Annotated in this window: 22 protein-coding genes; 18 read left to right on the top strand and 4 right to left on the bottom strand. The window is 31.2% G+C overall.

What is annotated here, in order from left to right; translation table 11 throughout:
- Positions 1 to 13: 13 nt before the first annotated feature.
- The 5 genes from pflB to HYG85_RS00915 all read left to right on the top strand — a co-directional run bounded on the left by pflB (position 14) and on the right by HYG85_RS00915 (position 5053).
- The gene (pflB, locus tag HYG85_RS00935; protein ID WP_212691910.1) at positions 14 to 2236 is read left to right on the top strand and encodes a formate C-acetyltransferase; all 2223 of its coding nucleotides are present in this window, start codon (positions 14 to 16) and stop codon (positions 2234 to 2236) included.
- 45 nt (positions 2237 to 2281) lie between these two features.
- Complete coding sequence (purH, locus tag HYG85_RS00930) at positions 2282 to 3835, top strand: bifunctional phosphoribosylaminoimidazolecarboxamide formyltransferase/IMP cyclohydrolase (RefSeq protein WP_212691909.1); 1554 nt, start codon at positions 2282 to 2284, stop codon at positions 3833 to 3835.
- Positions 3836 to 4193: 358 nt separating this feature from the next.
- Positions 4194 to 4361 (top strand): hypothetical protein, encoded by a 168-nt coding sequence (locus tag HYG85_RS00925; protein ID WP_212693831.1) that lies wholly within the window; start codon positions 4194 to 4196, stop codon positions 4359 to 4361.
- Between the two features lie 102 nt (positions 4362 to 4463).
- On the top strand, positions 4464 to 4631 hold the full coding sequence (locus HYG85_RS00920; RefSeq protein WP_212691908.1) for a hypothetical protein: 168 nt from the start codon (positions 4464 to 4466) through the stop codon (positions 4629 to 4631).
- Between the two features lie 221 nt (positions 4632 to 4852).
- Positions 4853 to 5053 (top strand): cold-shock protein, encoded by a 201-nt coding sequence (locus HYG85_RS00915; protein ID WP_212691907.1) that lies wholly within the window; start codon positions 4853 to 4855, stop codon positions 5051 to 5053.
- 345 nt (positions 5054 to 5398) lie between these two features.
- Here the strand turns inward: HYG85_RS00915 and HYG85_RS00910 are convergent, their stop codons facing one another.
- The 3 genes from HYG85_RS00910 to HYG85_RS00900 are packed head-to-tail and all read right to left on the bottom strand — an operon-like array spanning position 5399 to position 7973.
- Positions 5399 to 6181, bottom strand: a complete 783-nt coding sequence (locus HYG85_RS00910) for an ABC transporter permease (protein WP_212691906.1) — start codon at positions 6179 to 6181, stop codon at positions 5399 to 5401.
- A gap of 14 nt (positions 6182 to 6195) precedes the next feature.
- The gene (locus HYG85_RS00905; RefSeq protein ID WP_212691905.1) at positions 6196 to 6999 is read right to left on the bottom strand and encodes an ABC transporter permease; all 804 of its coding nucleotides are present in this window, start codon (positions 6997 to 6999) and stop codon (positions 6196 to 6198) included.
- On the bottom strand, positions 6996 to 7973 hold the full coding sequence (locus tag HYG85_RS00900) for an ABC transporter ATP-binding protein (protein WP_212691904.1): 978 nt from the start codon (positions 7971 to 7973) through the stop codon (positions 6996 to 6998). Before HYG85_RS00900 ends, HYG85_RS00905 begins: the two co-directional genes overlap by 4 nt.
- A gap of 300 nt (positions 7974 to 8273) precedes the next feature.
- On the opposite strand from HYG85_RS00900, the gene HYG85_RS00895 reads away from it, so the two are divergent.
- The 10 genes from HYG85_RS00895 (at position 8274) to HYG85_RS00850 (ending at position 20285) form a co-directional block, all read left to right on the top strand.
- Complete coding sequence (locus HYG85_RS00895) at positions 8274 to 8768, top strand: GAF domain-containing protein (RefSeq protein WP_212691903.1); 495 nt, start codon at positions 8274 to 8276, stop codon at positions 8766 to 8768.
- A gap of 43 nt (positions 8769 to 8811) precedes the next feature.
- Positions 8812 to 11739, top strand: coding sequence for an insulinase family protein (locus HYG85_RS00890; protein ID WP_212691902.1), 2928 nt, complete (start codon positions 8812 to 8814; stop codon positions 11737 to 11739).
- A gap of 71 nt (positions 11740 to 11810) precedes the next feature.
- Entirely contained in the window at positions 11811 to 12719 is a 909-nt protein-coding gene (gene era / locus HYG85_RS00885; protein WP_113675661.1) for a GTPase Era, read from the top strand.
- Between the two features lie 212 nt (positions 12720 to 12931).
- A complete protein-coding gene (locus tag HYG85_RS00880; protein WP_113674629.1) occupies positions 12932 to 13090 on the top strand; it encodes a YqzL family protein in 159 nt (52 codons plus the stop codon).
- Positions 13091 to 13289: 199 nt separating this feature from the next.
- Positions 13290 to 14303, top strand: a complete 1014-nt coding sequence (locus HYG85_RS00875; protein WP_212691901.1) for a LacI family DNA-binding transcriptional regulator — start codon at positions 13290 to 13292, stop codon at positions 14301 to 14303.
- Positions 14304 to 14362: 59 nt separating this feature from the next.
- Entirely contained in the window at positions 14363 to 15769 is a 1407-nt protein-coding gene (gene uxaC, locus HYG85_RS00870; RefSeq protein WP_113674631.1) for a glucuronate isomerase, read from the top strand.
- A 69-nt stretch (positions 15770 to 15838) separates the two neighbouring features.
- Positions 15839 to 16492 carry a bifunctional 4-hydroxy-2-oxoglutarate aldolase/2-dehydro-3-deoxy-phosphogluconate aldolase gene (locus HYG85_RS00865; protein WP_212691900.1) on the top strand — a complete coding sequence of 218 codons (654 nt, stop codon included), beginning with the start codon at positions 15839 to 15841 and terminating at the stop codon, positions 16490 to 16492.
- Between the two features lie 29 nt (positions 16493 to 16521).
- Positions 16522 to 17550, top strand: a complete 1029-nt coding sequence (locus HYG85_RS00860) for a sugar kinase (RefSeq protein WP_113674633.1) — start codon at positions 16522 to 16524, stop codon at positions 17548 to 17550.
- A gap of 198 nt (positions 17551 to 17748) precedes the next feature.
- Positions 17749 to 19755 (top strand): DUF5050 domain-containing protein, encoded by a 2007-nt coding sequence (locus HYG85_RS00855; protein WP_212691899.1) that lies wholly within the window; start codon positions 17749 to 17751, stop codon positions 19753 to 19755.
- Between the two features lie 38 nt (positions 19756 to 19793).
- Positions 19794 to 20285, top strand: coding sequence for a cupin domain-containing protein (locus tag HYG85_RS00850; RefSeq protein WP_212691898.1), 492 nt, complete (start codon positions 19794 to 19796; stop codon positions 20283 to 20285).
- Positions 20286 to 20292: 7 nt separating this feature from the next.
- On the opposite strand, the gene HYG85_RS00845 is transcribed toward HYG85_RS00850, so the two are convergent.
- Positions 20293 to 20904: a flavin reductase family protein gene (locus tag HYG85_RS00845; RefSeq protein ID WP_212691897.1), complete on the bottom strand. Its 612-nt coding sequence runs from the start codon at positions 20902 to 20904 to the stop codon at positions 20293 to 20295.
- Between the two features lie 235 nt (positions 20905 to 21139).
- On the opposite strand from HYG85_RS00845, the gene HYG85_RS00840 reads away from it, so the two are divergent.
- From HYG85_RS00840 to HYG85_RS00830, 3 genes are all read left to right on the top strand, one after another.
- Entirely contained in the window at positions 21140 to 23140 is a 2001-nt protein-coding gene (locus HYG85_RS00840) for a methyl-accepting chemotaxis protein (protein ID WP_212691896.1), read from the top strand.
- A gap of 295 nt (positions 23141 to 23435) precedes the next feature.
- On the top strand, positions 23436 to 25421 hold the full coding sequence (locus HYG85_RS00835) for a methyl-accepting chemotaxis protein (RefSeq protein ID WP_212691895.1): 1986 nt from the start codon (positions 23436 to 23438) through the stop codon (positions 25419 to 25421).
- A gap of 43 nt (positions 25422 to 25464) precedes the next feature.
- Complete coding sequence (locus HYG85_RS00830) at positions 25465 to 25965, top strand: gamma carbonic anhydrase family protein (protein ID WP_212691894.1); 501 nt, start codon at positions 25465 to 25467, stop codon at positions 25963 to 25965.
- Positions 25966 to 26152: the final 187 nt, after the last annotated feature.

Below are 26152 nucleotides of genomic sequence, written 5' to 3'. Positions count from 1 at the left end.
GAGGATAGATAAAATGAAACAATGGCATAATTTTAAAGATGGAATATGGAAACAAGAAATCAATGTAAGAGATTTTATTCAAAAGAATTATAACCCTTATGAAGGGGATAACAGTTTTTTGCAAGGACCTACTAAGAGGACAAATGAACTTAATGAATACTTCAAGAAATTGAAAAAAGAAGAACTTGATAGAGGAGTTCTTGATATTGATACAAGAACGGTATCCTCCTTATTGACTTTTGAACCAGGCTATATTGACAAAGATAAAGAGATCATAAAAGGCTTACAGACTGACAAACCATTGAAAAGATCAATCAATCCTTTTGGTGGAATTCGTATGACTAGAAATGCTTGTCAGGCATATGGATATGAAGTTGATGAAAAAGTCGAGGAAGAATTCAAATATAGAACAACACATAATGACGGTGTTTATCGAGTTTACTCTGATGAAATGAAATTGGTAAGAAAGACAGGCGTTATTACAGGATTACCTGATGCATATGGCAGAGGTAGAATAATAGGAGACTATCGTAGAGTTGCTCTCTATGGTATAGATCATTTAATACAGGAAAAAGAATTAGATAAGAAAAAATATAGCAATGAGATGATGTCAGATGAAAATATTAAGTTGCTTGAAGAGTTATATAGACAAATAGATTTCTTGAATAAGCTGAAAGAAATGGCAAGATTATATGGAGATGATATCTCACTTCCAGCTGAAAATGCAAGAGAAGCAATACAATGGATATATTATGCATATCTTGGAGCTATAAAAGAACAAAATGGTGCAGCTATGTCGCTAGGTCGTATCAGCACATTTATAGATATTTATATTGAAAGAGATATAGCAAGTGGATTAATCACAGAAGCCAGAGCACAAGAATTAATTGATGATCTAGTATTAAAATTACGTATGGCAAGACAACTAAGGACTCCTGAATATAATGAACTTTTTGCAGGAGATCCAATGTGGATTACAGAAGCAATAGGTGGTATGGGTGAAGATGGAAGAACATTAGTTACTAAGAGCTCCTATAGATTCATTAACACCTTATATACTTTAGGTTCAGCACCAGAACCTAATATAACAATTTTATGGTCAAAAGAATTACCAGCTGATTTTAAGAAATTCTGTGCAAAAGTATCAATTGACACAGATTCCATACAATATGAAAATGACGATTTGATGCGTTCATTATATGGAGATGATTATGGTATAGCATGTTGTGTATCAGCTATGAAAATAGGAAAACAAATGCAGTTCTTTGGAGCAAGATGTAATATGCCAAAAGTTTTATTGATGGCATTGAATGGCGGTAAGGATGAAATAAAAGGGATTCAGGTAGGACCAGAAATGAAACCATTGGAAGGAGAAGTTCTTGTTTATGAAGAAGTACTTGAACGCTTCAAAAAGTATCAGCAATGGTTATGTAAGTTGTATGTAAATACCATGAATGTAATACATTATATGCATGATAAATACGCTTATGAAAAGCTTCAAATGGCTCTTCACGATACTGAGGTTGAACGTACTATGGCTTTTGGTATGGCAGGACTTTCAGTAATGGCAGATTCCTTTAGTGCTATAAAATATGCAAAAGTTATTCCAATACGTAATGAAGTTGGATTGATTATAGATTTTAACATCATAGGCGACTATCCCAAATACGGTAATGATGATGACAGGGTGGATATAATAGCTAGTGATTTAACAACTGGTTTTATTGATGAATTAAAGAAGCATAAGACTTACAGAAATTCGACTCCATCATTATCTATACTAACAATAACATCTAATGTTGTCTATGGTAAGAAAACAGGTTCTACACCTGATGGCAGGAAACAGGGACACCCTTTTGCGCCAGGAGCCAATCCTATGCACAATCGTGACCACAAAGGAGCATTGGCATCACTTAACTCTGTGGCAAAGATTCCTTATGATAGCTGTTTAGACGGAATATCATGTACTTTTTCTATTCAGCCTAAGACTTTAGGGAAGAGTGATGATGAACAAGTAAAAAATCTTGTCAGCATTTTAGATGGTTATTTCTATCAAACTGGACATCATATAAATGTCAACGTATTAGATAGAGAAAAGTTGATAGATGCTATGGAACATCCAGAAAAATATCCTAACTTGACTATAAGGGTATCAGGGTATGCAGTTAATTTCAATAGATTAAGTAGAGAACAACAGGAAGAAGTTATTAATAGAACTTTTCATGGTAAATATTAAGACTTGCCTTCCATAAAATATAAAAATAAAAAGGAGATCACAAATATGAAAAGAGCGTTAATCAGTGTTTCAGATAAAGCTGGTATAGTAGAATTTGCTAAGAAGTTAGTAGAGCTTGGAGTTGAGATCATATCAACTGGTGGAACTGCTAAGAAACTTATTGAGAATGGTGTAAAAGTAATTGGTATTTCAGATGTTACAGGATTTCCAGAGTGCCTAGATGGAAGAGTTAAGACACTTCATCCGAATATCCATGCTGGATTGCTTGCAATGAGAAGCAGCGAAGAACATATGAAACAATTAGAAGAATTAAACGTTACCCCAATAGATTTAGTAGTAGTTAATCTTTATCCTTTTAAACAAACTATCTTAAAAGATGGAGTAACCAGAGAAGAAGCTATTGAAAACATTGATATAGGTGGTCCAACAATGCTTCGTTCAGCAGCTAAGAATTTCCAGGATGTTGCTGTAGTGGTAGACCCAGAAGATTATGATACAGTATTAAAAGAAGTTGAAGATAAAGGCGAAGTATCCTATGAAACAAAATTTTATTTGTGTTCTAAGGTGTTTGAGCATACATCACACTATGATACTTTAATAGCTAATTATATGAGAAAGCAAAGAAATGCTAATGATTTCCCAGAAACAATTAGTATGACATTCGAAAAAGTGCAAGATATGAGATATGGTGAGAACCCACATCAAAAAGCTGCTTTCTATAGAGAAGTAGGCAATACAAAAGGATGCCTTACTAACGCTAAACAGTTACATGGTAAAGCATTATCTTTTAACAATATAAATGATACAAATGGAGCTCTTGAACTCTTGAAAGAATATGATGAGCCTACAGTTGTTGCTTGTAAACATGCTAATCCTTGTGGAGTAGGTAGTGCAGACAATATCTGTGATGCATATGTAAAAGCTTACAAAGCTGACCCTGTTTCAATATTTGGTGGTATTATTGTAGCCAATAGAGAAATTGATAAAAATACAGCAGAGGAAATTAATAAGATATTTGTTGAGATTGTAGTTGCTCCAAGTTATAGTGAAGAAGCAATTGAAGTTCTTACTCAGAAAAAGAATATTAGAGTACTTACATTAGAAAATATATTACAGAAACAACCTGATACAGCATACGACCTTAAAAAAGTAAGTGGTGGATTACTTATTCAAACAATAGATAATGAGTTATTACCTAATGATCTTGAAGTTGTAACAAAAACTAAGCCATCAAAAGAACAAATGGAAGACTTGAAATTCGCTTGGAAAGTTGTTAAGTTCGCAAAATCTAATGGTATAGCTATAGGAAAAGATAAGATGTCTCTTGGTGTTGGACCTGGACAGGTTAATCGTATATGGGCATGTAAGCAGGCTATAAGACACGCTGTAGAGCATCTAGGAGCTGATTCATTAAAAGGGGCAAGCCTTGCATCAGATGCTTTCTTCCCATTCCCAGACTGTGTTGAAGAAGCTGCAAAAGCGGGAATTACTTGTATTATACAACCAGGTGGTTCAATAAGGGATAAGTTATCTATAGAAGCTTGTGATAAATATGGTATTGCTATGGTGTTTACTGGAATGAGACATTTTAGACATTAATATTAATAATTAAATTAAAGCATTTAAGAGGGGCGTATATCTTAAATGCTTTTTTAACATAATAAAATATTGGTTAGTACAAGTAAGTCAGAAAAAGTATTTTGTTCAGCCTTGGTTATTGCAAAATAGTATATGTATATGTTTCGCCAGCTACTTGCTCGTCCTGAGCAAAAAGCTGGGTTCGGCGTCCTGCCTCACTACTTCACATATACATATACTATTTTGCTTTTAAGGTAGAGGTTGTTAATCACAAAAAACTTTTTCTTCTTTGTAAAATATTTATGGCTACAGTGGTTTTAAAACATAAAGTAAGTAAATGAATTTTGTAACCGAAAGTATAATAAAAGGAGAATGAATAATGGCTAAGAAAAAAATTGGGAGACCTACTGATGATCCAAAAACTATTAAAATTACAGCTCGTATAAATGAGCAGACATTAGAGATTCTAAAAGATTATTGTGAAAGGAATAACATAAACAAAGCGCAAGGTATTAGAGATGGACTGAACTACCTCAAAAATAAATAAAAGTAGAGAAGTTTTAATTATAAGGAATATTAACTATACCTTCACTTGACTTTTGTAACCAAAAGTCATATAATAATATTGGACACAAAAAGGAGGTGTGGAATGTCTAAGAAAAAAATGGGCAGACCTACTACAGACCCAAAACCTCATAGCTTACATGTGAGAGTTAACGACAAAGAGCTTAAGACTCTAGATAATTATTGCGAAAAAAATAATAAGACAAGGGCTCAAGGGGTTAGAGATGGTATTAATGCCCTAGAAAATAAATAATAGAACGATATTGGTGGCATTTTGAGATTACACAACAAGTATATGAAGTATCTTGTGCAAATGATTGTTTATATCTGCAGGGATATAAGGATTGTGTTAAATTACTTGATAAATTAGGGGTGATTTGATTAAATTCAACCTATAAATATTTATAAGTTGACAATTTTCAGTGTTTGTGCTAGTGTAAAAATGTAATTTTATATATTTAGGAGGATTTAAAAATGAATCAAGGTACAGTTAAATGGTTTGATGCAAAAAAAGGTTTTGGGTTTATTTCAGTTGAAGATGGCGACGATATATTTGTACATTTTTCAGCTATTCAAGATGAAGGTTTTAAAAACTTAGAAGAGGGCGACGCTGTTCAATTTGAAGTTGTTGATGGTGCAAAAGGACCTCAAGCAGCTAACGTGAGCAAATTATAATATGATATTATAGATTAACGTAAGTAAGCTGTTTAATTATGGTATACAAAAAGAGGGTTATCTTATCCAACAAGATAACCCTTTTAGATTGTCTTAAAATCTATTAATAGATTTTTACCATATAGCAGGCTAAAGTCACATCTTTTAACTGGCTCAAGAGTGGTAAGTACAGAGAAAATCATATATAGTGATAATAACGAACTTTTACGGCTTGTTGCCATACCTTATAAACAGATAGAAGCAACAAACGTAACGAGAGTATTATCACTATATATGATTTCAATACACAACCGTTGTCATTTCTTCACTTCATACTTTAACGACAATCTGGTTTACCAATAATTATCATGACCCCGTTGATTTGTAATGTCCAACACCTATTCTCCACACTAATAGACAAGGTATAATAAATAAAATCCCCAATATAGGTGAAATAATGTATAATATATTATTTGAGTTATTCTTGTCTAGCAAGTACATAAGTGGATAATAATTAACACAGCCAAAAGGTACCACAAATGTAAAAAAGTTCTTTACCCATTTCTTATAGATGCCCAGAGGATATTGAAACATTTCTCTACCACCATCTGTTAGGATTTTAGCGATTTCTAGACTTTGGATAGTCCAAAAACATAAGGTAGCTGCCAAAATGAATATCCCAGAGAAAATAAAAATCCCACTAATAATCATTAATATGAGAATAATAATCTTTGGTAAATCAAAATCGATAGAAATATTGGTTAATGCCCATATCAAAACTATAATACTTTGCAACAGACGTCCTATCCTAGTAAATTCAAATCTGGAGCCTATTACTTGGACGATAGTTCCACGAGGTCTTACAAGTATTCTATCAAAATTACCAGTTCGGATAAGATTAGAGAAACTATCAAATCCTCTAGCGAAACATTCACTTAACGAAAAAGATATATGTATTATACCAAAGCACAACATGACTTCATAGAAGTTCCAACCAGCAATGTTATTAAATCTCTGGAACATAAAATACATGCCGGCAAAAACGAAAAAGGGTATAAAAAATTGACCAAGGCATAACAGTATAAATGAAGTCCGATACTGCAGTTGGGATTTCAATAATATTTTTAGGTATTTCAAGAATAATTTCATAACAACCTCCAATCTTAACCACCTTGTACTATTACTTTTTTTAATACTTTTTTCATGCTGACTTGCCCTAGTATTATAAGGATTGCCAGCCATATTATTTGTACTAGAATTCCTATGAGAGCATCATTTAGGGGTATATGTCCAGAATATATTCTAAAAGGCATATCGCAAGTTAGATGAAAGGGGAAGACATATACGATTTTCTGCACCCATACTGGCATAAATGGTATAGGAATAACCAAACCAGCAAAAAATTCTCCAAGAACTGCAAATATCAAAGTTGACCCTACAGGTGACATAGTAACGAAAACGGAAATATATATAAACATGGATATAGCGACAACAACAAACAATCCTAGTATAATGGAAATTATAAATATAAATAATGTTGTTATATCTGGTGGTAATGAAATCCTATAAGGTTTTGGAAGAATGAAAGCAATTATAATTATTGGTACGCTTCTAAGAATTGCTCCTGATACTCTTTGGGCTATAAGCTTGGAAAACCAAAAACCATACAGATTAATGGGTCTGCATAATTCATAAGCTATGTTACCACTAGTGATTAGTTCAAATAGTTCACCATCTCTATACCAAAGCATTATAAAAACTAAAAAAGATTGCTTCAGCCAAATATAAGAAACTGTTTGGCTAAAAGAGATAGGTTGAATAGTAGTACTGCTGGAGTAGAATGCTTCAAAAATCATTAGATACATGAATCCCCAGAAAAACTGTGTAGCGACACCTGCATACGCAGCAACTCTATACTGCATACTATTCATCAATCTCAATCTAAAAACAGATAGATAAGCTTTCATATTGCATACTCCTTATATAATTTTACAATGATTTCATCTACTGGCTGTGATTCTACTGTAACATCAGTAATTTCATATGAATTCACTAAAGATGATATAACTTCTGATACGGAGAATATTTTGGTATTTATAGAGAGTACAGCACGTTCTTCTATTTGGGATAGAACAGTAACACCTGGTATGTTGATTGATTTATTTGATCTAGCATATTCTATAGTAATGATTTTATCATTGGAATATTTGTTTCTTAGTGATGTAAGGTTTCCATCGTATAGAATAGTTCCTTTTCCTATTAATAAAATTCTGTCAGCCAGAGCTTCTATATCACTCATATCATGAGTTGTCAATATAATGGTTACATTTTTTTCTTTGTTTATTTCTTTAATGAATTTTCGAACTGCAATTTTGGAAATAGCATCAAGACCAATAGTAGGTTCATCTAAAAATAAGATTTTGGGTGAATGTAATAAGGATGCGGCTATCTCACATCTCATACGTTGTCCAAGACTTAGCTGTCTAACGGGAATATTGATGAAATCATCTAGTTGTAAGGTTTCTGTCAGCATGTCTAGATTGTTGGCATATTCTTTTGGGGGTATTTTATATATGTCTTTCAACAATTCAAAAGAGTCGATAACAGGAACATCCCACCACAGCTGTGACCGTTGACCAAAAACTACACCAATATTTTTTACATGATTAACTCTTTCTTGCCAAGGGGTATGACCTAAAATACTGCAAGTACCAGAATCAGGAACCAATATGCCGCTCATGATTTTGATTGTGGTAGATTTTCCTGCTCCATTAGGTCCTATGTACCCAACAATCTCACCAGTGTCTATTGTAAAAGAAACATCTTTTATAGCGTTAACTATGTCATATTCCCGATGGAAAAGTGATTTAAAAGATGCTTTTACACCTGCTGTACGTTTGGCTACTTTGAAAGATTTGCATAATCCATTTACTTCAATCATAATGAACCTCCTAACGTAATCTAATATATTCAATTTTTTTGCAAGGAAAAATAGTATACTCCTATAACTTAACTAAGTCAAGTTGTATTTAATTAAATTAATATTATATTATTGTTACAATAACCGATAATTAAAGAAAGATATATTATTCTATTGTAGAGAGATAATATATCAATACAATAGAAAATGATAATTACATGAGATGAAAGTTGTTAGCAAAATTAGGAAAAAAGCTTGTAATATAGCGTTAGAAAGTATATATTATTAGTATTAAGGCAAAATAAGGAAAGGATTAGTGAAATGTTTCAGATTGATGATTTTTCATTTAATACAAAAAAGGAATTTTACGATAATATAATTTGTAACGCAAAAGGACTTATGTATGAAGAAAGAGACAAAATTGCAAATTTGGCTAATATATCTGCATTATTATTTTATACAATGGAGAAAATAAATTGGGTAGGATTTTATTTGTATAAAAATGATGAGCTAGTTCTTGGACCTTTTCAAGGAAAACCTGCTTGTATAAGAATAAAAATTGGAAAAGGTGTTTGTGGTACTGCTGCAAAATCAAGAAAAACACAAATAGTACCTGATGTACACGAATTCCAAGGACATATTCCTTGTGACGGCGACACTAATTCAGAGATAGTAATTCCAATAGTAGTAGATAATAAGCTTATAGGTGTTCTAGATATTGATAGTCCTATTACTAATAGATTTGATGTTACTGATAGTGAATACTTAAATAAGTTGGTTTCACTTATTACTGATAGTTGTGATTGGAATGAATAATAAATAAGTTACAATAATTTTTTTGATAAGGAGATGTTACTAAGTGGTTTTTGAAGTAGGTAAGTTATACCATGGTTTCAAATTAGTTGATGAACAAAATATAGGAGAAATCGGTTCTATTGGAAGATTGTTTCAGCATGAGAAAAGCGGGGCAAGACTTGTATCCATAAATAACGATGACAACAACAAAGTATTCTCAGTGAATTTTAGAACTCCACCTGTTGATGATACAGGATTACCTCATATACTAGAACATTCGGTTCTATGTGGATCAAGGAAATTCCCTTTGAAGGATCCTTTTGTTGAATTGGTAAAAGGTTCTTTGAACACATTTCTTAATGCTATGACATTTTCAGATAAGACTATGTATCCTGTAGCAAGCCTTAATGACAAAGATTTCCTTAATCTAGTGGATGTCTATATGGATGCAGTTTTTTATCCTAATATTTATGACAGACCTGAGATTCTAAGACAAGAGGGCTGGCATTATGATCTAGCCAATGTAGAGGAAGATATCACTATAAAAGGTGTAGTATACAATGAGATGAAGGGAGCTTTTTCTTCTCCTGAGCAAGTATTGTTTAGAAAAATTCAGCAATCCCTATTACCTGATACTCCATATGCTTATGAATCTGGTGGAGACCCAGACTATATACCTGAGCTTACAAATGAACAATTCTTGGATTTCCACAAGAAATATTATCATCCATCTAACAGTTATCTATATTTATATGGAGACAGTGATGTTGATAAGATGTTAGAATGGCTGGATGACAATTATTTGAAAGAGTTTGATAGTATAGACATAGATTCTAGTATCAACTTGCAAAAACCTTTCAGTGAGTTTATTGAGAAGGTTGAGTACTATCCAATTTCTTCTAATGAGAGTGAAGAAGGTAAGACTTATCTTAGTTATAATGTTGTTGTTGGTAATGCAACTAACAAAATAGATTATAGATCATTTGAAATACTTGAATATGTACTCCTAGAAGCACCAGGGGCGCCACTTAAGAAAGCTTTAATTGATGCTGGAATAGGAAAAGATGTATTTGGTTCATATGACAATACTTTGTTACAGCCAACATTAAGTATAGTGGCTAAGAATTCAGATACAAGTAAAAAGGAAGAGTTCATTTCAATTATAAGAAATACCTTACAGGAAATAGTTGAAAAAGGTATTGATAAAAGAACAATAGAAGCAGCAATTAATTATTTTGAATTCAAAGTAAGAGAAGCTGATTATGGAAGATATCCAAAAGGAATCATCTATGCTATGATGTGTATGGACAGCTGGTTATACGATAATGATCCTTTTATGCATTTATCATATGATGAAACTTTTGAAGCCTTGAAAGAAGGAATTAAGACTGATTTCTACGAAAAATTGATTGAAGAAAATCTGTTAAACAATACTCACGGAAGTTTACTTATGGTAGAACCTAAAAAAGGTATATTAGCGAAACGTGAGAAAGAGTTAGAAGATAAACTTAAGGCTTTTAAAGACTCTTTATCAGATGATGAACTTAATAAGTTAGTAAAAGATACTATTCATCTTGAAGAATATCAAAGTGAACCAGAAGCCAAGGAAACACTGTTGAAGATACCTTTATTAAGCTTGGATGATATTAGTAAAGAACCTGAACATCTTTTATTGGAAGAAGGGGAAATAGAAAACATCAAGGTATTATTACATCCTGCATTCACTAATAATATTGCTTATATCAAGTTGTTGTTTGATACTAAAAAGATACCAGAGGATCTTATTCCTTATATTGGTCTGATAACAAAAGTATTAGGCAATATGGATACTGAGAATTATAGTTATGGTGAATTATCCAATGTCATTAATATAAATACTGGTGGTATTTCCTTCAATATTAATATATATGGACAGAATAATGAGCCAGATGTATTCTTACCAAAATTTGAAGTATACGGTAAATGTTTTTATGAAAAGATTCCACAGTTATTTGAGTTATTTGGTGAAATCATGTTTAATACTGATTTCTCAGATACAAATAGATTATTGCAAGTAATATCAGAAGCAAAATCACGTATACAAATGATGTTGACAAGTAGTGGGCACATAGCTGCTGCTACAAGAGCTGAAAGCTATTTTGCTAATACTGCATTATACAAAGAATTAACAAGTGGAATATCCTTCTATCGTTTCTTGGATAAACTAGAAAGCAACTTTGAAGAGATGTCAGAAGAAATAATAAGCGACATTAAGAAAACTCTAAGTTATATGTTTAAACCTGAGAATCTAGTTATAACTATGACTTCTGAGAAAGATGCTTATGGATTATTTAATGGGGAAGCTAAACATTTTATTGAAAAATTGGATGATTCATTATTGGAACTGGATGATGTGAAATTCGACTTAAATAAAACGAATGAAGGATTATTGACATCAGATAAAATCCAATATGTAGCAAAAGCAGGAAACTTCATTAAAAAAGGATATCATTATTCTGGTACTCTCAAGGTATTGCAGACTATAACCAGTTTAGATTATTTATGGAATAATGTAAGAGTCAAAGGTGGAGCTTATGGATGCATGAACGCATTTTCAAGAAATGGTAATGTATATTTCACATCCTACAGAGATCCTAATCTTAAAAAGACTCTAGACACTTATGATAAGATAGATGGTTTTATCTCTACCTTTGATACAGATGATAGAGAAATGACTAAGTACATCATTGGTACTATCAGTAATCTTGATAGACCATTGACACCAGCTTTAAAAGGAGACAGAGCTATTGGTTCATATATCAGTAATGTCTCTTATGAAGATATATTAAATGAAAGAAAAGAAGTTTTAAGTACTACCAAAGAAGATATTAGAGGTACGGCTGATCTAGTTAAATCAGTATTGAAACAAGATAATATCTGTGTAGTGGGTAATGAAAACAAGTTAGAGAAAAACAAAGAAATATTTAATGAATTAGTTCATTTATTCAATTAATTAAAGATTAATATTATACTAATGCTGACGGTCACTTGTTGACCGTTAAGCATTTTACTTACAGGAGGAAGATTTTGAATAATTTTAAATCAGGATTTGTTACAATTATAGGTAGACCTAATGTAGGAAAATCTACATTGATGAATCAAATAATAGGGCAAAAAATTGCTATTATGTCGGACAAACCTCAGACAACAAGAAATAAGATCAGGACATTTATTACAACTGAGGAAGGTCAAATCATTTTTATTGATACACCAGGTATTCATAAACCAAAGCATAAGTTGGGTGAATTCATGAATAAGACAGCTCTTGATACTTTTAGAGAAGTTGACGTTGTCTTATGGCTGGTTGAACCTGATATGAAAGTTGGTAAAGGTGATGAATATATAATCGAGCAACTGCAAAGGGTTAAAACACCAGTTATCCTAGTAATCAATAAAATAGATAAGATATCAAAAGATGAGATTTTACAAGTAATAGCTGCTTATAAGGATGCTTATGATTTTGCTGAAATTATCCCTATTTCCGCATTGAAAGGTGAAAATACTGAAGATATCACCAAAATATTGTTTCAATATCTAGAAGAGGGTCCTCAATTTTTTGATGGTGATATGATAACTGACCAACCAGAACGTCAGATTGTTGCTGAGTTAATCAGAGAAAAAGCACTTCATCTATTACAACAGGAAATACCTCACGGAATAGCTGTTGTCATTGACAGGATGAAAGACAGGTCCAATAAAGATATTGTGGATATTGATGCGACAATTATATGTGAAAGAGATTCTCATAAAGGTATTATAATTGGTAAACAAGGTGCAATGCTCAAGAAAATAGGAACTAGGGCAAGAATAGACATAGAAAATCTTCTAGGTTCAAAAGTTAATTTGAAAATATGGGTAAAAATCAAGAAAAATTGGAGAGATAGTGATTTCTTACTTAAAAATTATGGATTCAATAAAAAGGATATGGATTAAAACTTTTGGATTATAAAAAATATACATTGCATAGGACTATAGTCCTAGGGTTGTAGGAATTAAAATCCCGATTTTATGCTATGTTGAATGGCACACTAATTTTGTCAAGGGTAAAAAATCAGTTTATTCATGGGAATATTTGAGCAGTATATAAAATTCTTAACAGGTAAACCTATAGATATAATAAAATATATTTTTAGGGGGTAACAAAAATGTTTAAGAATATATTATGGAATTTGTTTGAAAATACTGGTAGAATTGATGTTTATTTAATCTATAAACAATATGAACCCAGAGGTAGTACTTATTCATCTAAAGAAATAAATAGAACATATGAAAACAAGAAATGTGCCAATAGTGATATAGTGTAATGATACACATTTATGTATTGCTAATCATGAAGAGCTGTTATTAAGATGTTTTTTCTATATAACTATAGAAAAATATATCTGGTAATAGCTTTTTTTAGTTTAATATGCTAACTGATAATTGAACAAAAATAAATTCTGCAAGAAAATAGTTGCACACGTGTACATAATGTGATAGAATGTTTTTGAAAGGAAGATTGTAATGAGTATTACTATTAAAGATATAGCTAAGTTAGCAGGTGTTTCTCATGCTACAGTTTCAAGAGCTCTTAATGATAGTCCCTTGATTAGTGATAAGACCAAGGACAGAATCAAGAAAATAGCTAAAGACAATAATTATATTCCTAATTATAGTGCAAAAAGTCTAAAACTTGATAAGTCATATAATATTGGAGTATTTCTATCAGCCCTTGAAGGTACCAGCCCATCTTTCTTCTATAGTTCAATCAAAGGTGTAAATAGATTGATGAAGGAAAGAAATTATAACTTGGTAGTTAAAGCAATAGATGATCTAAACGGAGATTACAGCATTGTAAATAGTAAACATTACGATGGAATTTTGGTTGTCAGTCAGAAAATACAAGATGATGAATTTATAAAATATATAGGTGCATTGAATATACCTGTAGTAGTTCTTAATAGAAAAATAAACATAGAAGGAACAACTTGTGTTTATTCCGAAGATAGAGACGGAGCATACCAAGCCGTAAAGTACTTGACTAATCAAGGTCACAAGAGAATTGGATTAATAAAAGGTAAAGAAGGATTCTTGAACAGTAGTGAAAGATTAGAGGGATACAAACTAGCTATGAATGAAGCTTCACTTACAGTTGACAAGAAATTGATAGCAAGTGGTAAGTTTGACGTAATCAGTGGTTACAAAGGAATGAACAAGATATTGGATAACAATACTGAATTACCTACAGCTATGTTTTGTTCCAATGATGAAATGGCATTTGGTGCTATAAAAGCAATAATAGAAAAAGGACTTAGAGTTCCAGAAGATATATCTGTTGTAGGATTTGATGATATTGAGATGTGTAAGTATATTACACCTGAACTTACAACAGTAAGAAGAGAAATATCAAAAATAGCATATAGTGGTACAGAAATTCTGTTCGATATGCTTGATAATAATAGTAACAAAGAGTTCTATCACACAAAAGTTGACTGTAAATTAAAGATAAGACAGTCAGTGCATAGGTTAAATCAATAAACGTAATATATTATTTTGATAATATTGCACACGTGTACATTATGTAGGAGGATGATATTTTGAAAGAGTTTTTATGCGAAGATTTTATGCTTAACAATGAAGTTGGGAAGAAATTATATCATGAATATGCGGCTGATATGCCTATTTATGATTATCATTGTCACTTAAGTCCAAAGGAAATTGCAGAAGATAAACGATATAAGAATATTACTGAACTTTGGCTAGGTGGAGACCATTATAAGTGGAGAGCTATGAGAAGTCATGGTATAGAAGAAAAATACATAACAGGTGATGCTTCAGATAAAGATAAATTCTTTAAATGGGCAGAAACCATATCTTATTGTATTGGCAATCCTCTTCATCATTGGACACATCTAGAGCTTCGTAGATATTTTGATATAACCGAACCATTGAGCCTAGATACAGCTGAAGAGATCTGGAATGCATGTAACGAAAAGTTAAAAGAAGATGGTTTCAGTGCAAAAGGCTTGATAAAAAGGTCCAATGTAAAAGTTATAGGTACTACTGATGACCCCATAGATGACTTGAATTATCATAAGATAATACAAGAGGATAAAGATTTTGATACAAAAGTATTGCCAGCATTCAGACCTGATAAGTGTGTCAATATCAATAAAGATACTTTTTTACCTTGGATGGGTGAATTGGAAGAAGTAGTTGGTTATCCAATTAATGATGTTGATAGTTTATTAAAAGCCATGGAGGAAAGAGTACTATTTTTCCAAAACTCTGGTTGTAGAATAGCCGATCATGGTCTTGAAGGAGTTAAATACATAAAAGCCGGTAAAGATGAGATTAACGATATATTACTTAAGAAATTATCAAAGACTAATATTGATGAAGAAGAAACAATAAAATATCAAGGCTTCATGCTTGTGTTTTTTGGAAGATTATATAAGAAATACAATTGGGCTATGCAGTTGCATATGGGTTGTATCAGAAATAATAATTCAAGAATGATGAAGCTGTTAGGTCCAGATACAGGATTTGATGCAGTTGGTGATTATAGTATTGCTGAGGGATTAGCAGGAATTCTTAATGCATTGGATGAAACTGATGAATTGCCAAAAACTATTTTATATAACCTTAATCCTTCTGATAATTATGTATTAGGAACTCTTATAGGATGTTTCCAAAACTCAGATGCAAGAGGTAAAATACAATTTGGTGCAGGTTGGTGGTTCAATGACCATAAAGACGGAATGGTTAAACAAATGATTGATCTGGCTAATCTGGGATTACTAAGTAATTTCGTTGGTATGTTGACGGATTCAAGAAGTTTCTTATCATATACGAGACATGAATATTTTAGAAGGATTCTATGTAACCTTATTGGTAAATGGGTTGAAGATGGTGAATTCCCATACGATATGAATCTCCTTGGTAATATAGTCAAGAATATCAGTTTTAACAATGCAAAAGAATATTTTGATATAGAATTATAGAAAATAGTTTAATACGTTATTAAAGACGATATTATAAAAATACATCATAAGAGAGGAATGAGCATTAACATGAAAAGAATGGAAACAATTAAAAAAATCGTAGATAGCGGTGTTGTTGCAGTTATCCGTGCAGAGTCAAAAGAAGATGGTATGAAAATTATTGAAGCTGTAAAAGCTGGTGGAATCAAGGCACTTGAAATTACAATGACAGTACCAGGTGCAGTTGATATTATAAAAGAATTAACTGATTTATACAAAGATGAAGATGTAATCATTGGAGCAGGAACAGTTCTTGATCCAGAAACTGCTAGAGCATGTATTCTTGCAGGAGCAGAATATATCGTAAGTTCAAGTTTTAATCCAGAAACTGTAAAATTATGTAATCGTTATAGAGTACCTGTTATGCCAGGTATCATGACACCTGCTGAGGCTCTAACTGCTCTTGAATCAGGTGTAGAAATCTTGAAAGTATTCCCAGGAAATGCATTTGGTCCTTCTATCATCAAAGCATTCAAAGGTCCTATGCCTCAAGGTAATTACATGCCAACAGGTGGTGTAAGTCTTGATAATGTTCATGAATGGATTGAAGCTGGTGCGGTAGCTGTAGGAACAGGAAGCGTTCTTACTAAAGGAGCTAAAACTGGCAATTATGAACTAGTAACTGAAACTGCTAAGAAATTTGTTGATGCTGTAAAAGAAGCTAGAAAAAACTTAAATAAATAAATCTGATTATAAGAAAGGATTGAATATAGATGAGTAAAAAAGTAGTTACTATGGGAGAAATTATGCTTAGACTCTCAACTAAAGGATATGAAAGATTTACACAAGCTGAGTCTTTTGATGTAGTATATGGTGGTGGAGAAGCTAACGTAGCTGTTTCACTTGCTAATTATGGTTTTGATGCTCATTTCGTGACTAAACTTCCAGAAAATCCAATTGGACAAAGTGCTGTTAATCACTTAAGAAGATTTGGAGTTAATACTGACTATATTGCTAGAGGTGGAGATAGAGTAGGTATATACTACTTAGAGACAGGTGCTTCAATGAGACCTTCAAAAGTAGTTTATGATCGTGCTGATTCTGCAATTGCTGAAGCTGATATTGAAGATTTTGATTTTGATGAAATATTTAAGGATGCAGAGTGGTTCCATTTCTCAGGAATTACACCTGCAATCAGTAAAAAAGCAGCAGTTCTTACTGAAAAAGCATTAATAGCTGCTAAAAAACATGGAGTGACAGTTAGTGTAGACCTTAACTATAGAAAGAAATTATGGACACCAGAAGAAGCAAAAGAAGTAATGACCAATCTAATGCAATATGTTGATGTATGTATTGGTAATGAAGAAGATGCAGAGAAGGTATTAGGATTCAAACCTGGTGAAACAGATGTTACTTCAGGAAATCTTGAACTTGATGGATATAAAACAATATTTAAACAAATGAAAGAAAAATTCGGTTTCAAATATGTTGTTACAACCTTAAGAGAAAGCTATTCAGCATCAGACAATGGATGGTCAGCTCTTATATATGATGGTAATGAATTCTACCGTTCCAAAAAATATGATATAAGAATAGTTGATAGAGTAGGTGGAGGAGACTCATTTGCTGGTGGACTCATTTATGGTTTACTATCAAGCAATGATGACTTCAAATATGCTCTAGAATTTGCTGTTGGTGCTTCTGCACTGAAACATACTATAAAAGGAGATTTTAACTTAGTTACTGTAGATGAAGTAGAAACACTTATTAATGGTGATGCTTCAGGTAGAGTACAAAGATAATTTCTTATTAAAATTGCTAAACATATAAACATTAAATATACACGTGATGGGGACAGTTCTTTAGAAGGACTGTCCCTATTGCATTTGAATTGAAGTCATAGAAATGTAATACTAATAAGACTATAAATACTTGCAATAATTGCTTATAAGGTATATTATGGAAGTGTTTAATACATAATTACGTACGGGGGATGATAAATGGATTCTAGATACATAAGATATACTATAATGATAGGTTTAATAGTCTTGTTAGTTGGTTGTAATAAAGCTCAGAGTCAGAAAAAAAGTTATAAGATATCACCTATTGAAACTATAAGTAAAAATGAAAACACCAAGATAAGAGATAATGATAATAAACAGAAACAAAAACAGTTAAATAATACGTCTATAACTAAGAAATATGCAAATCTATCAGATGATAACATGAATTATGAAGATTGGTATTTATACACTGAATATGGAAAAGAAAATAAACCTTATATATATAGGTTCAATATAAAGACTGGTAATAAAGTAAGGGTGTGTCAAGGTAAAATGGTAGAGAAAACCCTTATGAGTGATACAATACATTATATTAATGAAACAGGTATTAAGTTGCTCCATAACAATCAAAATATTAATTTGCTCAACAGAAATATAGACAAGTATGAAAAAATAGAAAATGGTTATGTCTATATATCAGCTGATTCCATCTATTATTTTAACACTACTACCAATACTGAAAGTATTCTTACTACATTTAAGGATTCCATTGCTGATGGAATAATATCAGCTGCTTCTAACAACAATTATATCATGTACTCTATAAAGACAGATGACAGGGTTCAATTAAATATCTATAATATTGGAAATAATGAAAACAAACCTATATTACAAGACCAAGTTTGTAGTAATATAATGAGTATTAAAGGTGAATTTTTTCTATACAACGATTCAAATAAAGAAATAATGGTTTATGATAATGACGAGTTGAAAGAATTAGTTACAGCTTATCCAAGTCAAAATAAAATATCATATTATAATAATAAGATATATTACGTAAGTGATAATTTATATATTCTTGATACCAATGATTACTCAATAAAAACAGTTAATACATATTCCAGTGAAAACACTTTATTGGAAATCAAAGATGATAAAGTTTACCTTTATGGTAACCAGCTAATGATTTATTACATAGAACAAGATAGAATAAAAAATAAAAATATATATCTAGAAACAAGTAATGAAATAGATATCGTAGAAGATATGATATATCAGATTAACCGTAACGAGGGTTATATAATTAAAAGTGATCTTGAAGGTAGAAGAGTCTATAATTATAGTCTAGAATATTTCATAGATTATTTTATGGGAGACAACTGTATCTATTTATTGGATGACAAGGGAATAATAAGTAAGATAGATAAAGATACTCTTGCTGGTATTGAAACTACTAGAAAATATGATAATTCCTATATATATCAAGTTAAAAGTAAAAGAGATAATAATGTATTCAGAGTAGAGAATTATAATGCATTGGTTCATCTTAATGAAAATACTTATTATCCAAGCAGTTCACATAGATTAATAAGTCTGGAGTCCAATAAGAGGGCATTAGAAGAACTTAACTTAAGTAATAGTGACTGGTATGATTATAATGATAAATTTATAGTATATGTTGATGGAAGTGGAATTCTACACTATTACAATAGGTACACAAAAGAGAAAAAGAGTCTAAAAGCTAGCAATATCAATGATTTAAGAATTATAAATAATAGTATATTCTATTACTCAATAGACGATAGAGCATTATACTGCTATAAAAATAATAGACATAAAAAAATAGTTGAAGGTAATATAAAAGAATATGAAGTAGTAGGTAATAAAATATATTACGTGGACAAGTATTTATATAGAGTTAATATTGATGGTACCGAAAAAGAGAAACTCAATGATTATTCTACTGAATTATTAATTGGTATTGATAATGAAATATTCTATATGGATAATGAAGATAGGAATGCTTTATATAGAATTAATAATAATGAAGGTACTGGTGAATTGATGGATAGAATTTTAACTGGCGATATAAAGGATTATTTTACTGATGGAGAAAAATTATATCTCTATTATAATGATAAATATAATCATGTTATACAATCACTTAATATAAATAGTCTAGAGTTCGAGAGACTATATGTTAAAGGAAGTAGAAGAAAATAGGAACGTATAATATTACTGATGGGAAGGAGTAGTAGGTTATGTATACCCCTGAGTATTTTATAGAAAAATTACAATTGGCTCCACATATAGAAGGTGGATATTACCGAGAGATATATAATGATACATCTCATAAAATAGGAATTGAGGATTATGATGGTAAAAGGTCTTTAACAACAACTATTTATTATCTCATAAAACTAGGACAAGTTTCAAAATTTCATAAATTAAAATCTGATGAGATATGGTTCTATCATTATGGTTCACCCCTAACGATACATATGATTGATACAGAAGGAAAATATAGTAAAGTTGTATTGGGATTAAATATAGAAAAAGGAGAATTACCACAGCTGATTGTACCTGCAAATACTATTTTTGGTGCTGAAGTTGTTGAAGGGGGGACTTTTACATTAGTTAGCTGTATGGTTTCTCCAGGATTCGACTTCAAAGACTTTCAAATGTATTCCAGTAATGAATTGATTAATGAATATCCAGACCATAAAGAAATAATACATAAACTCAATGGATAATTGAAACCTACTTTTTAGTAGGTTTCCTCATTTTCTTTGACTTTTTGTTTTTAGTGGATTTCTTTGCTACAGAATATCCGAAAGTACCTAATTTTTTACCTAGTCCAAAGTAAGTACCATGTGAATAGCATATGGGATTAGATTTATCTAGATGGAATTTGTTGTTATTGTCTAGATATTTTTCATCAGCATTAACTGCAACCACTTCTGCCATAAACATATCATGAGAACCAAGTTTTATTATCTCTTTGACTTTACATTCAATGTTCACAGGACTTTCTGCTATTAAAGGAGCTTCAACTTCTCTAGCTTTCTCAATGGTCAGATTCATTTCCTTAAATTTATCAATATCTCTACCTGATTTAACTCCACAATAGTCAACAGCCCTTACTAATTTTTCATTACTTAAATTAATAACGAATTCTTTTGTTTCTTCTATTATTTTATATGAATGTCTACTAGGACGAACAGAGATATATGTCATCGGTGGGTTTGTACAGATCGTTCCTGTCCATGCAATAGTAATTATATTGTAATTATCTTTACAATTTCCACATGTGACTAATACAGCTGGTAAAGGATATATCATATTACCAGGCTTCCAATTTATCTTTGACATTATTACCCTCCTTGCATTATTTTGTCGAAATGTAAGTTTTATAAATAAACTACTTAATATTATTATATATATATATTAAAAAAAATCAATTACTAATAATAATTATATATAGTAATAAGCTAAAACAACTATATTATATAATTGATATATATTAATTAATTAAATAGAAATCATTGACAATTTTTACAAAAAAGTGTAATATTAATTGTATTTACTAGAAAGGGGCTGATTTATTATGAAGAGTATCAAGTCAAAATTGATATTGATTTTGTGCGTAATAATTGTGATTTCATGTAGTGGGTTAGGGTTGATCTCTTATAATTTTAGTAAGCAGGCGTTGGTAGATTCTGTAGAACATAATCTAATAACTATTGCTGAAAAATCATCACAATTAATAGAAGAAAGAGTTAATAAGGAATTAGGAAAATTAGAGGTCATTGCTGGTAGAACTAGAATAACAGATCCAGATAATACTACTGAAGATAAGTTAGATGCTCTAAGAGAAGAAATCAGTAGAAATGGATATCAGTTGATGGATTTAATTGATACTCATGGACAGGCTGTGTCTACAGGTAATAAAAAATATGATCTAAGTCATAGAGAATATTTTAAAAGGGCAATGAATGGACAATCTACTATTTCTGATTTGTTGGTTAGTGCAGAAGATGGATCACTGATTGTTGTATATGCTACACCTATAAAATCTAATGGAGATATAACAGGAGTTCTAGTAGCAATAAAAGAAGCAATTTCATTCAGTGATGTCATAAAGGATATAACAGTTGGAGAAACTGGTTATGCATACGTAGTAAATGATGAAGGTATGATTGTTGCAGATAAAGACGTTAAAAGAGTTAACAATGTAAACCTATTGAAAGAAGTAGAAAATGACAAGAAATCTAAAAAATTGAAAGAACTACTAGACAAAATGATTGCAAAAGAACAGGGTAGTGGTTCATATACATATAATGGGTCAGAGCATATGATCGGATATTCACCAATTAATAATACAAACTGGTCAATTGGAATAACAGCTCCTTTGGATGAAGTTTTATCAGAATTAGATGGATTAAGAAGTAGTACGTTAATGATATCAGGAGTAATATTAATCATATCATTATTCTTTATATATCTAGTGGGAGCATTCATCACTAAGCCTCTTGTTGATCTATCTAAAAATATAGATATTATGGCTCAATTTGACTTAAGAGAAAACAATGACAACAAGATTCTTAAGCATAAAAAGAGAAAAGATGAGATAGGATTTATTTTCAACTCAATATCTGTTATGCAGAATAATTTTATTAGCTTGATCAAGAAAATAACTGAAACGGTAAATAGTATAACAGAATCATCAGCTAGTATGAGTTTGACAACTCAGCAATCAGCACAAGCTGCTGAGGAAGTTGCTACTACTATAAGTGAGATTGCCAAAGGAGCAACGGACCAAGCAAAAGATACCGAAAAAGGTTCTGAGACTGTTTATGAATTAGGTGATCTTATAGAAAAAGAACATGAATGTATGGAGGAAGTAAGTACTAATTCAGATAAAGTAATAAAGCTGGCTGATGAAGGACTTATTGAAATTAATGAATTAAAAGAAAAGACTGACCTTAGCAAGGAAGCAACTATAGAGATCTTTGAAGTAATCAAAAAAACCAATGAAAGTTCTAAAAAAATATCAAAGGCAAGTACTATGATTGCATCTATTGCGGAACAGACCAACCTACTAGCACTTAACGCTGCTATAGAGGCTGCAAGAGCAGGTGATGCGGGTAAGGGATTTGCAGTTGTAGCAGATGAGATTAGAACTTTGGCTGAACAATCTACTGAATCTACTAAAGAAATTGATCTAGTAGTAAATGAATTGATTACTAATGCAGGTCAGACAGTTAAACGGATGGAAGAAGTATATACTATAGTCAATCATCAAATAAATAGTGTGGATGTTACAGAAGGCAAGTATAAACAGATTGTCGAAGCTATAAGCAGCACAGATGATAGTATAGATAGATTAAATAGCATAGGTGTAGAATTACAGAAGAAAAAAGAAAATATACTTGATGTTATACAGAATCTATCAGCAATTGCTGAAGAAAATGCAGCTAGTACAGAAGAAGCAGCAGCTTCAACTGAAGAGCAATCTGCATCCTTACAGCAAATTGCAAGTACCAGTGAAAGTCTCGCAGAATTAGCAGCAGAATTAAATCAGGAAGCTTCTAAATTCCAGCTATAGATATAAAGGCTATCTTAATAATACATAAGAGATTATGTATTATGAGATAGCCTTTTTTTTATACTATTTCATTGAATATTGTATTAATAATATTAAATATTTCTACGGTATCCTTTTTTGAATTGTATTAAGTAATTTGTGTAATAATAGACTTGTTTTTGTTATGATATCACAAGTGTTTTCTTTAATTAATAAAGAAAAAGACATTACTTACAAATTATTTGAATTGTACAATTTGACATTTTTTGGTGAAAGAGTTAGAATTATCACATGATAAATGGGGGAGGATACAGCAGTGAAAAGTATAAAAACAAAGTTGATTTTAGCAATATCAGTCATTGTATTAATATCATGTGTTGGAGTATCAATAATATCTTATACATATGGAAGCAAAGTATTATTAAACAAGACAGAAGATAATCTGGTTGTTATATCTGAAAAGTCATCTCAAGTAATTTCCGAAAGAATTAATATTGAAAAAGAAGTACTCAAATCTGTTGCATCCAAAGAAAAAATAGTTGAAAATTATGTAACTAAACGAGAAAAAATGATAGCACTTAATAACGAAATAAGAAAATACGGGTATTCTAAGATGTTGATAGCTAATATTGATGGACAAGCTTATTCCAACGACAACAAAGAATATGATGTATCCCAAAGAGAATATTTCAAGAAAGCTATGGATGGAGAAACTATAATTTCAGATGTTATTGTAATTGAAGATTCTCTAGTGGTAACATATGCAACTCCAATCTGGAGAGGTGGAGGAGTATGTGGTGTATTGATTGGTGTCAGAGATATTAATACATTCATTAATATGATTTCTGATATAACTATTGGAGAAAGTGGATATGCTTTCATAGTTAATAGGGAAGGTCAATTAGTAGCAGATAAAAGTATTGAAAGAGTTGTTGATAATGTCAATCTATTAGAAGAATCCAAGAACTCTAGTAAATACAATGAAATCGTCAATAAAATGATAGAAGGGCAAAGTGGTAGCGGAAAATATAGCTTCAATAATGCTAATAACATTATGGGATATGCTCCAATATTAAATACCAATTGGTCACTAGGAGTTGTGGCACCAGTAAATGAAGTATTAAGTGAACTGGATAAGATGAAATCAACTAGTTTCAAAACTATACTCGTAACTTTAGTAATAACTTTAATAATAGTCTATATATTGGGAGCAATGATTGCTAAACCTCTAAGAAAATTAGCAAAAGTATTGAATAAATTATCTAGATATGATTTAAGTAGGAATGATGAGAATATAAGCCGATATTTTAAAAGAAGAGATGAAATTGGAATCATATCCAATTCTTTATCAAAGATGCAAGATAATTTTATAGAACTTATTAAAAAGATTTCTGATGCATCCAAAGAAGTAAGGGATTCTTCTCTTTCTATGACAGATATTACTGGACAATGTGCAAACGCTGCTAATAGTGTAGCAGTAACTGTGGGAGAAATTGCAAAAAGTGCTTCTGATCAGGCGCATAATACAGAAGTGGGTTCAGATGCAATATATCAGCTAGGTAATTTGATAGAAGACGAGAAAAATGTTATGGAAGAACTTAATGATAATTCTGATAAAGTAGGTGAACTAATAGAATCAGGTCTGATTGAGATAGATGAGTTGATTAATAAAACAGAAGAGAGTGGTAAATCAGCAAAAGATATTTTTGGTGTTGTTGCTGAGACAAACAAAAGCACACAAAAAATCAGCAAAGCAAGTACTATGATTGCGGCTATTGCAGAACAAACTAATCTATTAGCTTTAAATGCAGCGATAGAAGCGGCTAGAGCAGGAGATGCAGGAAAAGGATTTGCAGTAGTTGCAGATGAAATAAGGAAACTTGCTGAACAATCTACTCATTCAACAAAAGAAATTGATAATATAGTTAACGAATTAATTAATAATGCTCAAGAGGCTGTAGTCAAGATAAAAGAGGTTTCTGACATTGTTGAAGAGCAAGTTACAAGTGTCAAAGTAACAGAAAATAAATATAAAGATATTTCTCATGCTATAAACGATTCAAGTAGAAGTGTTGACAAACTGAATAATTTGGGGGAAGAACTCCAAATAAAAAAAGCTAGTATACTAGATGTTATAGGTAATCTATCTACCATTGCAGAAGAAAATGCAGCTAGTACCCAAGAAGTTGCTGCATCTACCCAAGAACAATCTGCATCATTGCAATTGATAGCAACCACTAGTGAGAAATTATCCAATCTAGCAAATGAATTGGATGAAACTACATCCCAATTCAAATTATAATATTGTTGATGTTAATTTAATAATAAATGAGGTGGCTAATAATATGACATATAAAGGATATAAACCAGAAATTGATGAAAGTGCATATATTGCTCCAAGTGCTGATATTATAGGACAAGTTAAGGTAAAAGAAAATGCAAGTATATGGTTTGGTGCTGTACTTAGAGGAGATATAAATAAAATAACAGTAGGTAAATGTTCTAATGTACAAGACAATAGTACAGTACATGTATCAGAGGATACTGGTACGGAGATAGGGGATTATGTTACTATTGGTCATAATTGTATTATACATGGCTGTAAAATAAATGATTACACTCTTATAGGGATGGGGAGCATAATATTAGATGGTGCAGTTATAAGTGAAAATTCTATAGTCGGAGCAGGAAGTCTAGTGACAGGTAATAAGATATTTCCCCCTGGTGTGCTTATATTAGGTTCACCAGCAAAAGTTAGAAGAAAACTCACTGAGGAAGAAATAAAAGGATTAAAAGAATCAGCAAACCATTATGTTGATACTGCAAATGAATATAAAATTCAATAATAAGCAAGAGGAACTGTTACATAGCAGCAATAGTTCCTCTTGCTTTATTCATTGATAACTTGGTATAATATTAAGAAAAAATTAAGGTATAAGTCATTATAAAATAAGGTGTTTGAAATATAATGTTTTTGATGGTAATATAACTTGTTTTACCAGTTATATTTGTTTGAGTATAGAATTGGGAGGT

It is taken from the genome of Vallitalea guaymasensis (assembly GCF_018141425.1).
Classification (GTDB): Bacteria; Bacillota; Clostridia; order Lachnospirales; family Vallitaleaceae; genus Vallitalea; species Vallitalea guaymasensis.
This window is presented reverse-complemented; position numbering and strand designations above follow the sequence as displayed.

Coding starts and splice junctions, on each gene's coding strand:
- pflB (WP_212691910.1), top strand. CDS start 14: ATGAAACAATGGCATAATTTTAAAGATGGAATATGGAAACAAGAAATC.
- purH (WP_212691909.1), top strand. CDS start 2,282: ATGAAAAGAGCGTTAATCAGTGTTTCAGATAAAGCTGGTATAGTAGAA.
- HYG85_RS00875 (WP_212691901.1), top strand. CDS start 13,290: ATGAGTATTACTATTAAAGATATAGCTAAGTTAGCAGGTGTTTCTCAT.
- HYG85_RS00880 (WP_113674629.1), top strand. CDS start 12,932: ATGTTTAAGAATATATTATGGAATTTGTTTGAAAATACTGGTAGAATT.
- HYG85_RS00915 (WP_212691907.1), top strand. CDS start 4,853: ATGAATCAAGGTACAGTTAAATGGTTTGATGCAAAAAAAGGTTTTGGG.
- HYG85_RS00860 (WP_113674633.1), top strand. CDS start 16,522: ATGAGTAAAAAAGTAGTTACTATGGGAGAAATTATGCTTAGACTCTCA.
- HYG85_RS00855 (WP_212691899.1), top strand. CDS start 17,749: ATGGATTCTAGATACATAAGATATACTATAATGATAGGTTTAATAGTC.
- HYG85_RS00830 (WP_212691894.1), top strand. CDS start 25,465: ATGACATATAAAGGATATAAACCAGAAATTGATGAAAGTGCATATATT.
- HYG85_RS00840 (WP_212691896.1), top strand. CDS start 21,140: ATGAAGAGTATCAAGTCAAAATTGATATTGATTTTGTGCGTAATAATT.
- HYG85_RS00925 (WP_212693831.1), top strand. CDS start 4,194: ATGGCTAAGAAAAAAATTGGGAGACCTACTGATGATCCAAAAACTATT.
- HYG85_RS00920 (WP_212691908.1), top strand. CDS start 4,464: ATGTCTAAGAAAAAAATGGGCAGACCTACTACAGACCCAAAACCTCAT.
- HYG85_RS00865 (WP_212691900.1), top strand. CDS start 15,839: ATGAAAAGAATGGAAACAATTAAAAAAATCGTAGATAGCGGTGTTGTT.
- HYG85_RS00910 (WP_212691906.1), bottom strand. CDS start 6,181: ATGAAATTATTCTTGAAATACCTAAAAATATTATTGAAATCCCAACTG.
- HYG85_RS00900 (WP_212691904.1), bottom strand. CDS start 7,973: ATGATTGAAGTAAATGGATTATGCAAATCTTTCAAAGTAGCCAAACGT.
- HYG85_RS00905 (WP_212691905.1), bottom strand. CDS start 6,999: ATGAAAGCTTATCTATCTGTTTTTAGATTGAGATTGATGAATAGTATG.
- HYG85_RS00895 (WP_212691903.1), top strand. CDS start 8,274: ATGTTTCAGATTGATGATTTTTCATTTAATACAAAAAAGGAATTTTAC.
- HYG85_RS00850 (WP_212691898.1), top strand. CDS start 19,794: ATGTATACCCCTGAGTATTTTATAGAAAAATTACAATTGGCTCCACAT.
- HYG85_RS00845 (WP_212691897.1), bottom strand. CDS start 20,904: ATGTCAAAGATAAATTGGAAGCCTGGTAATATGATATATCCTTTACCA.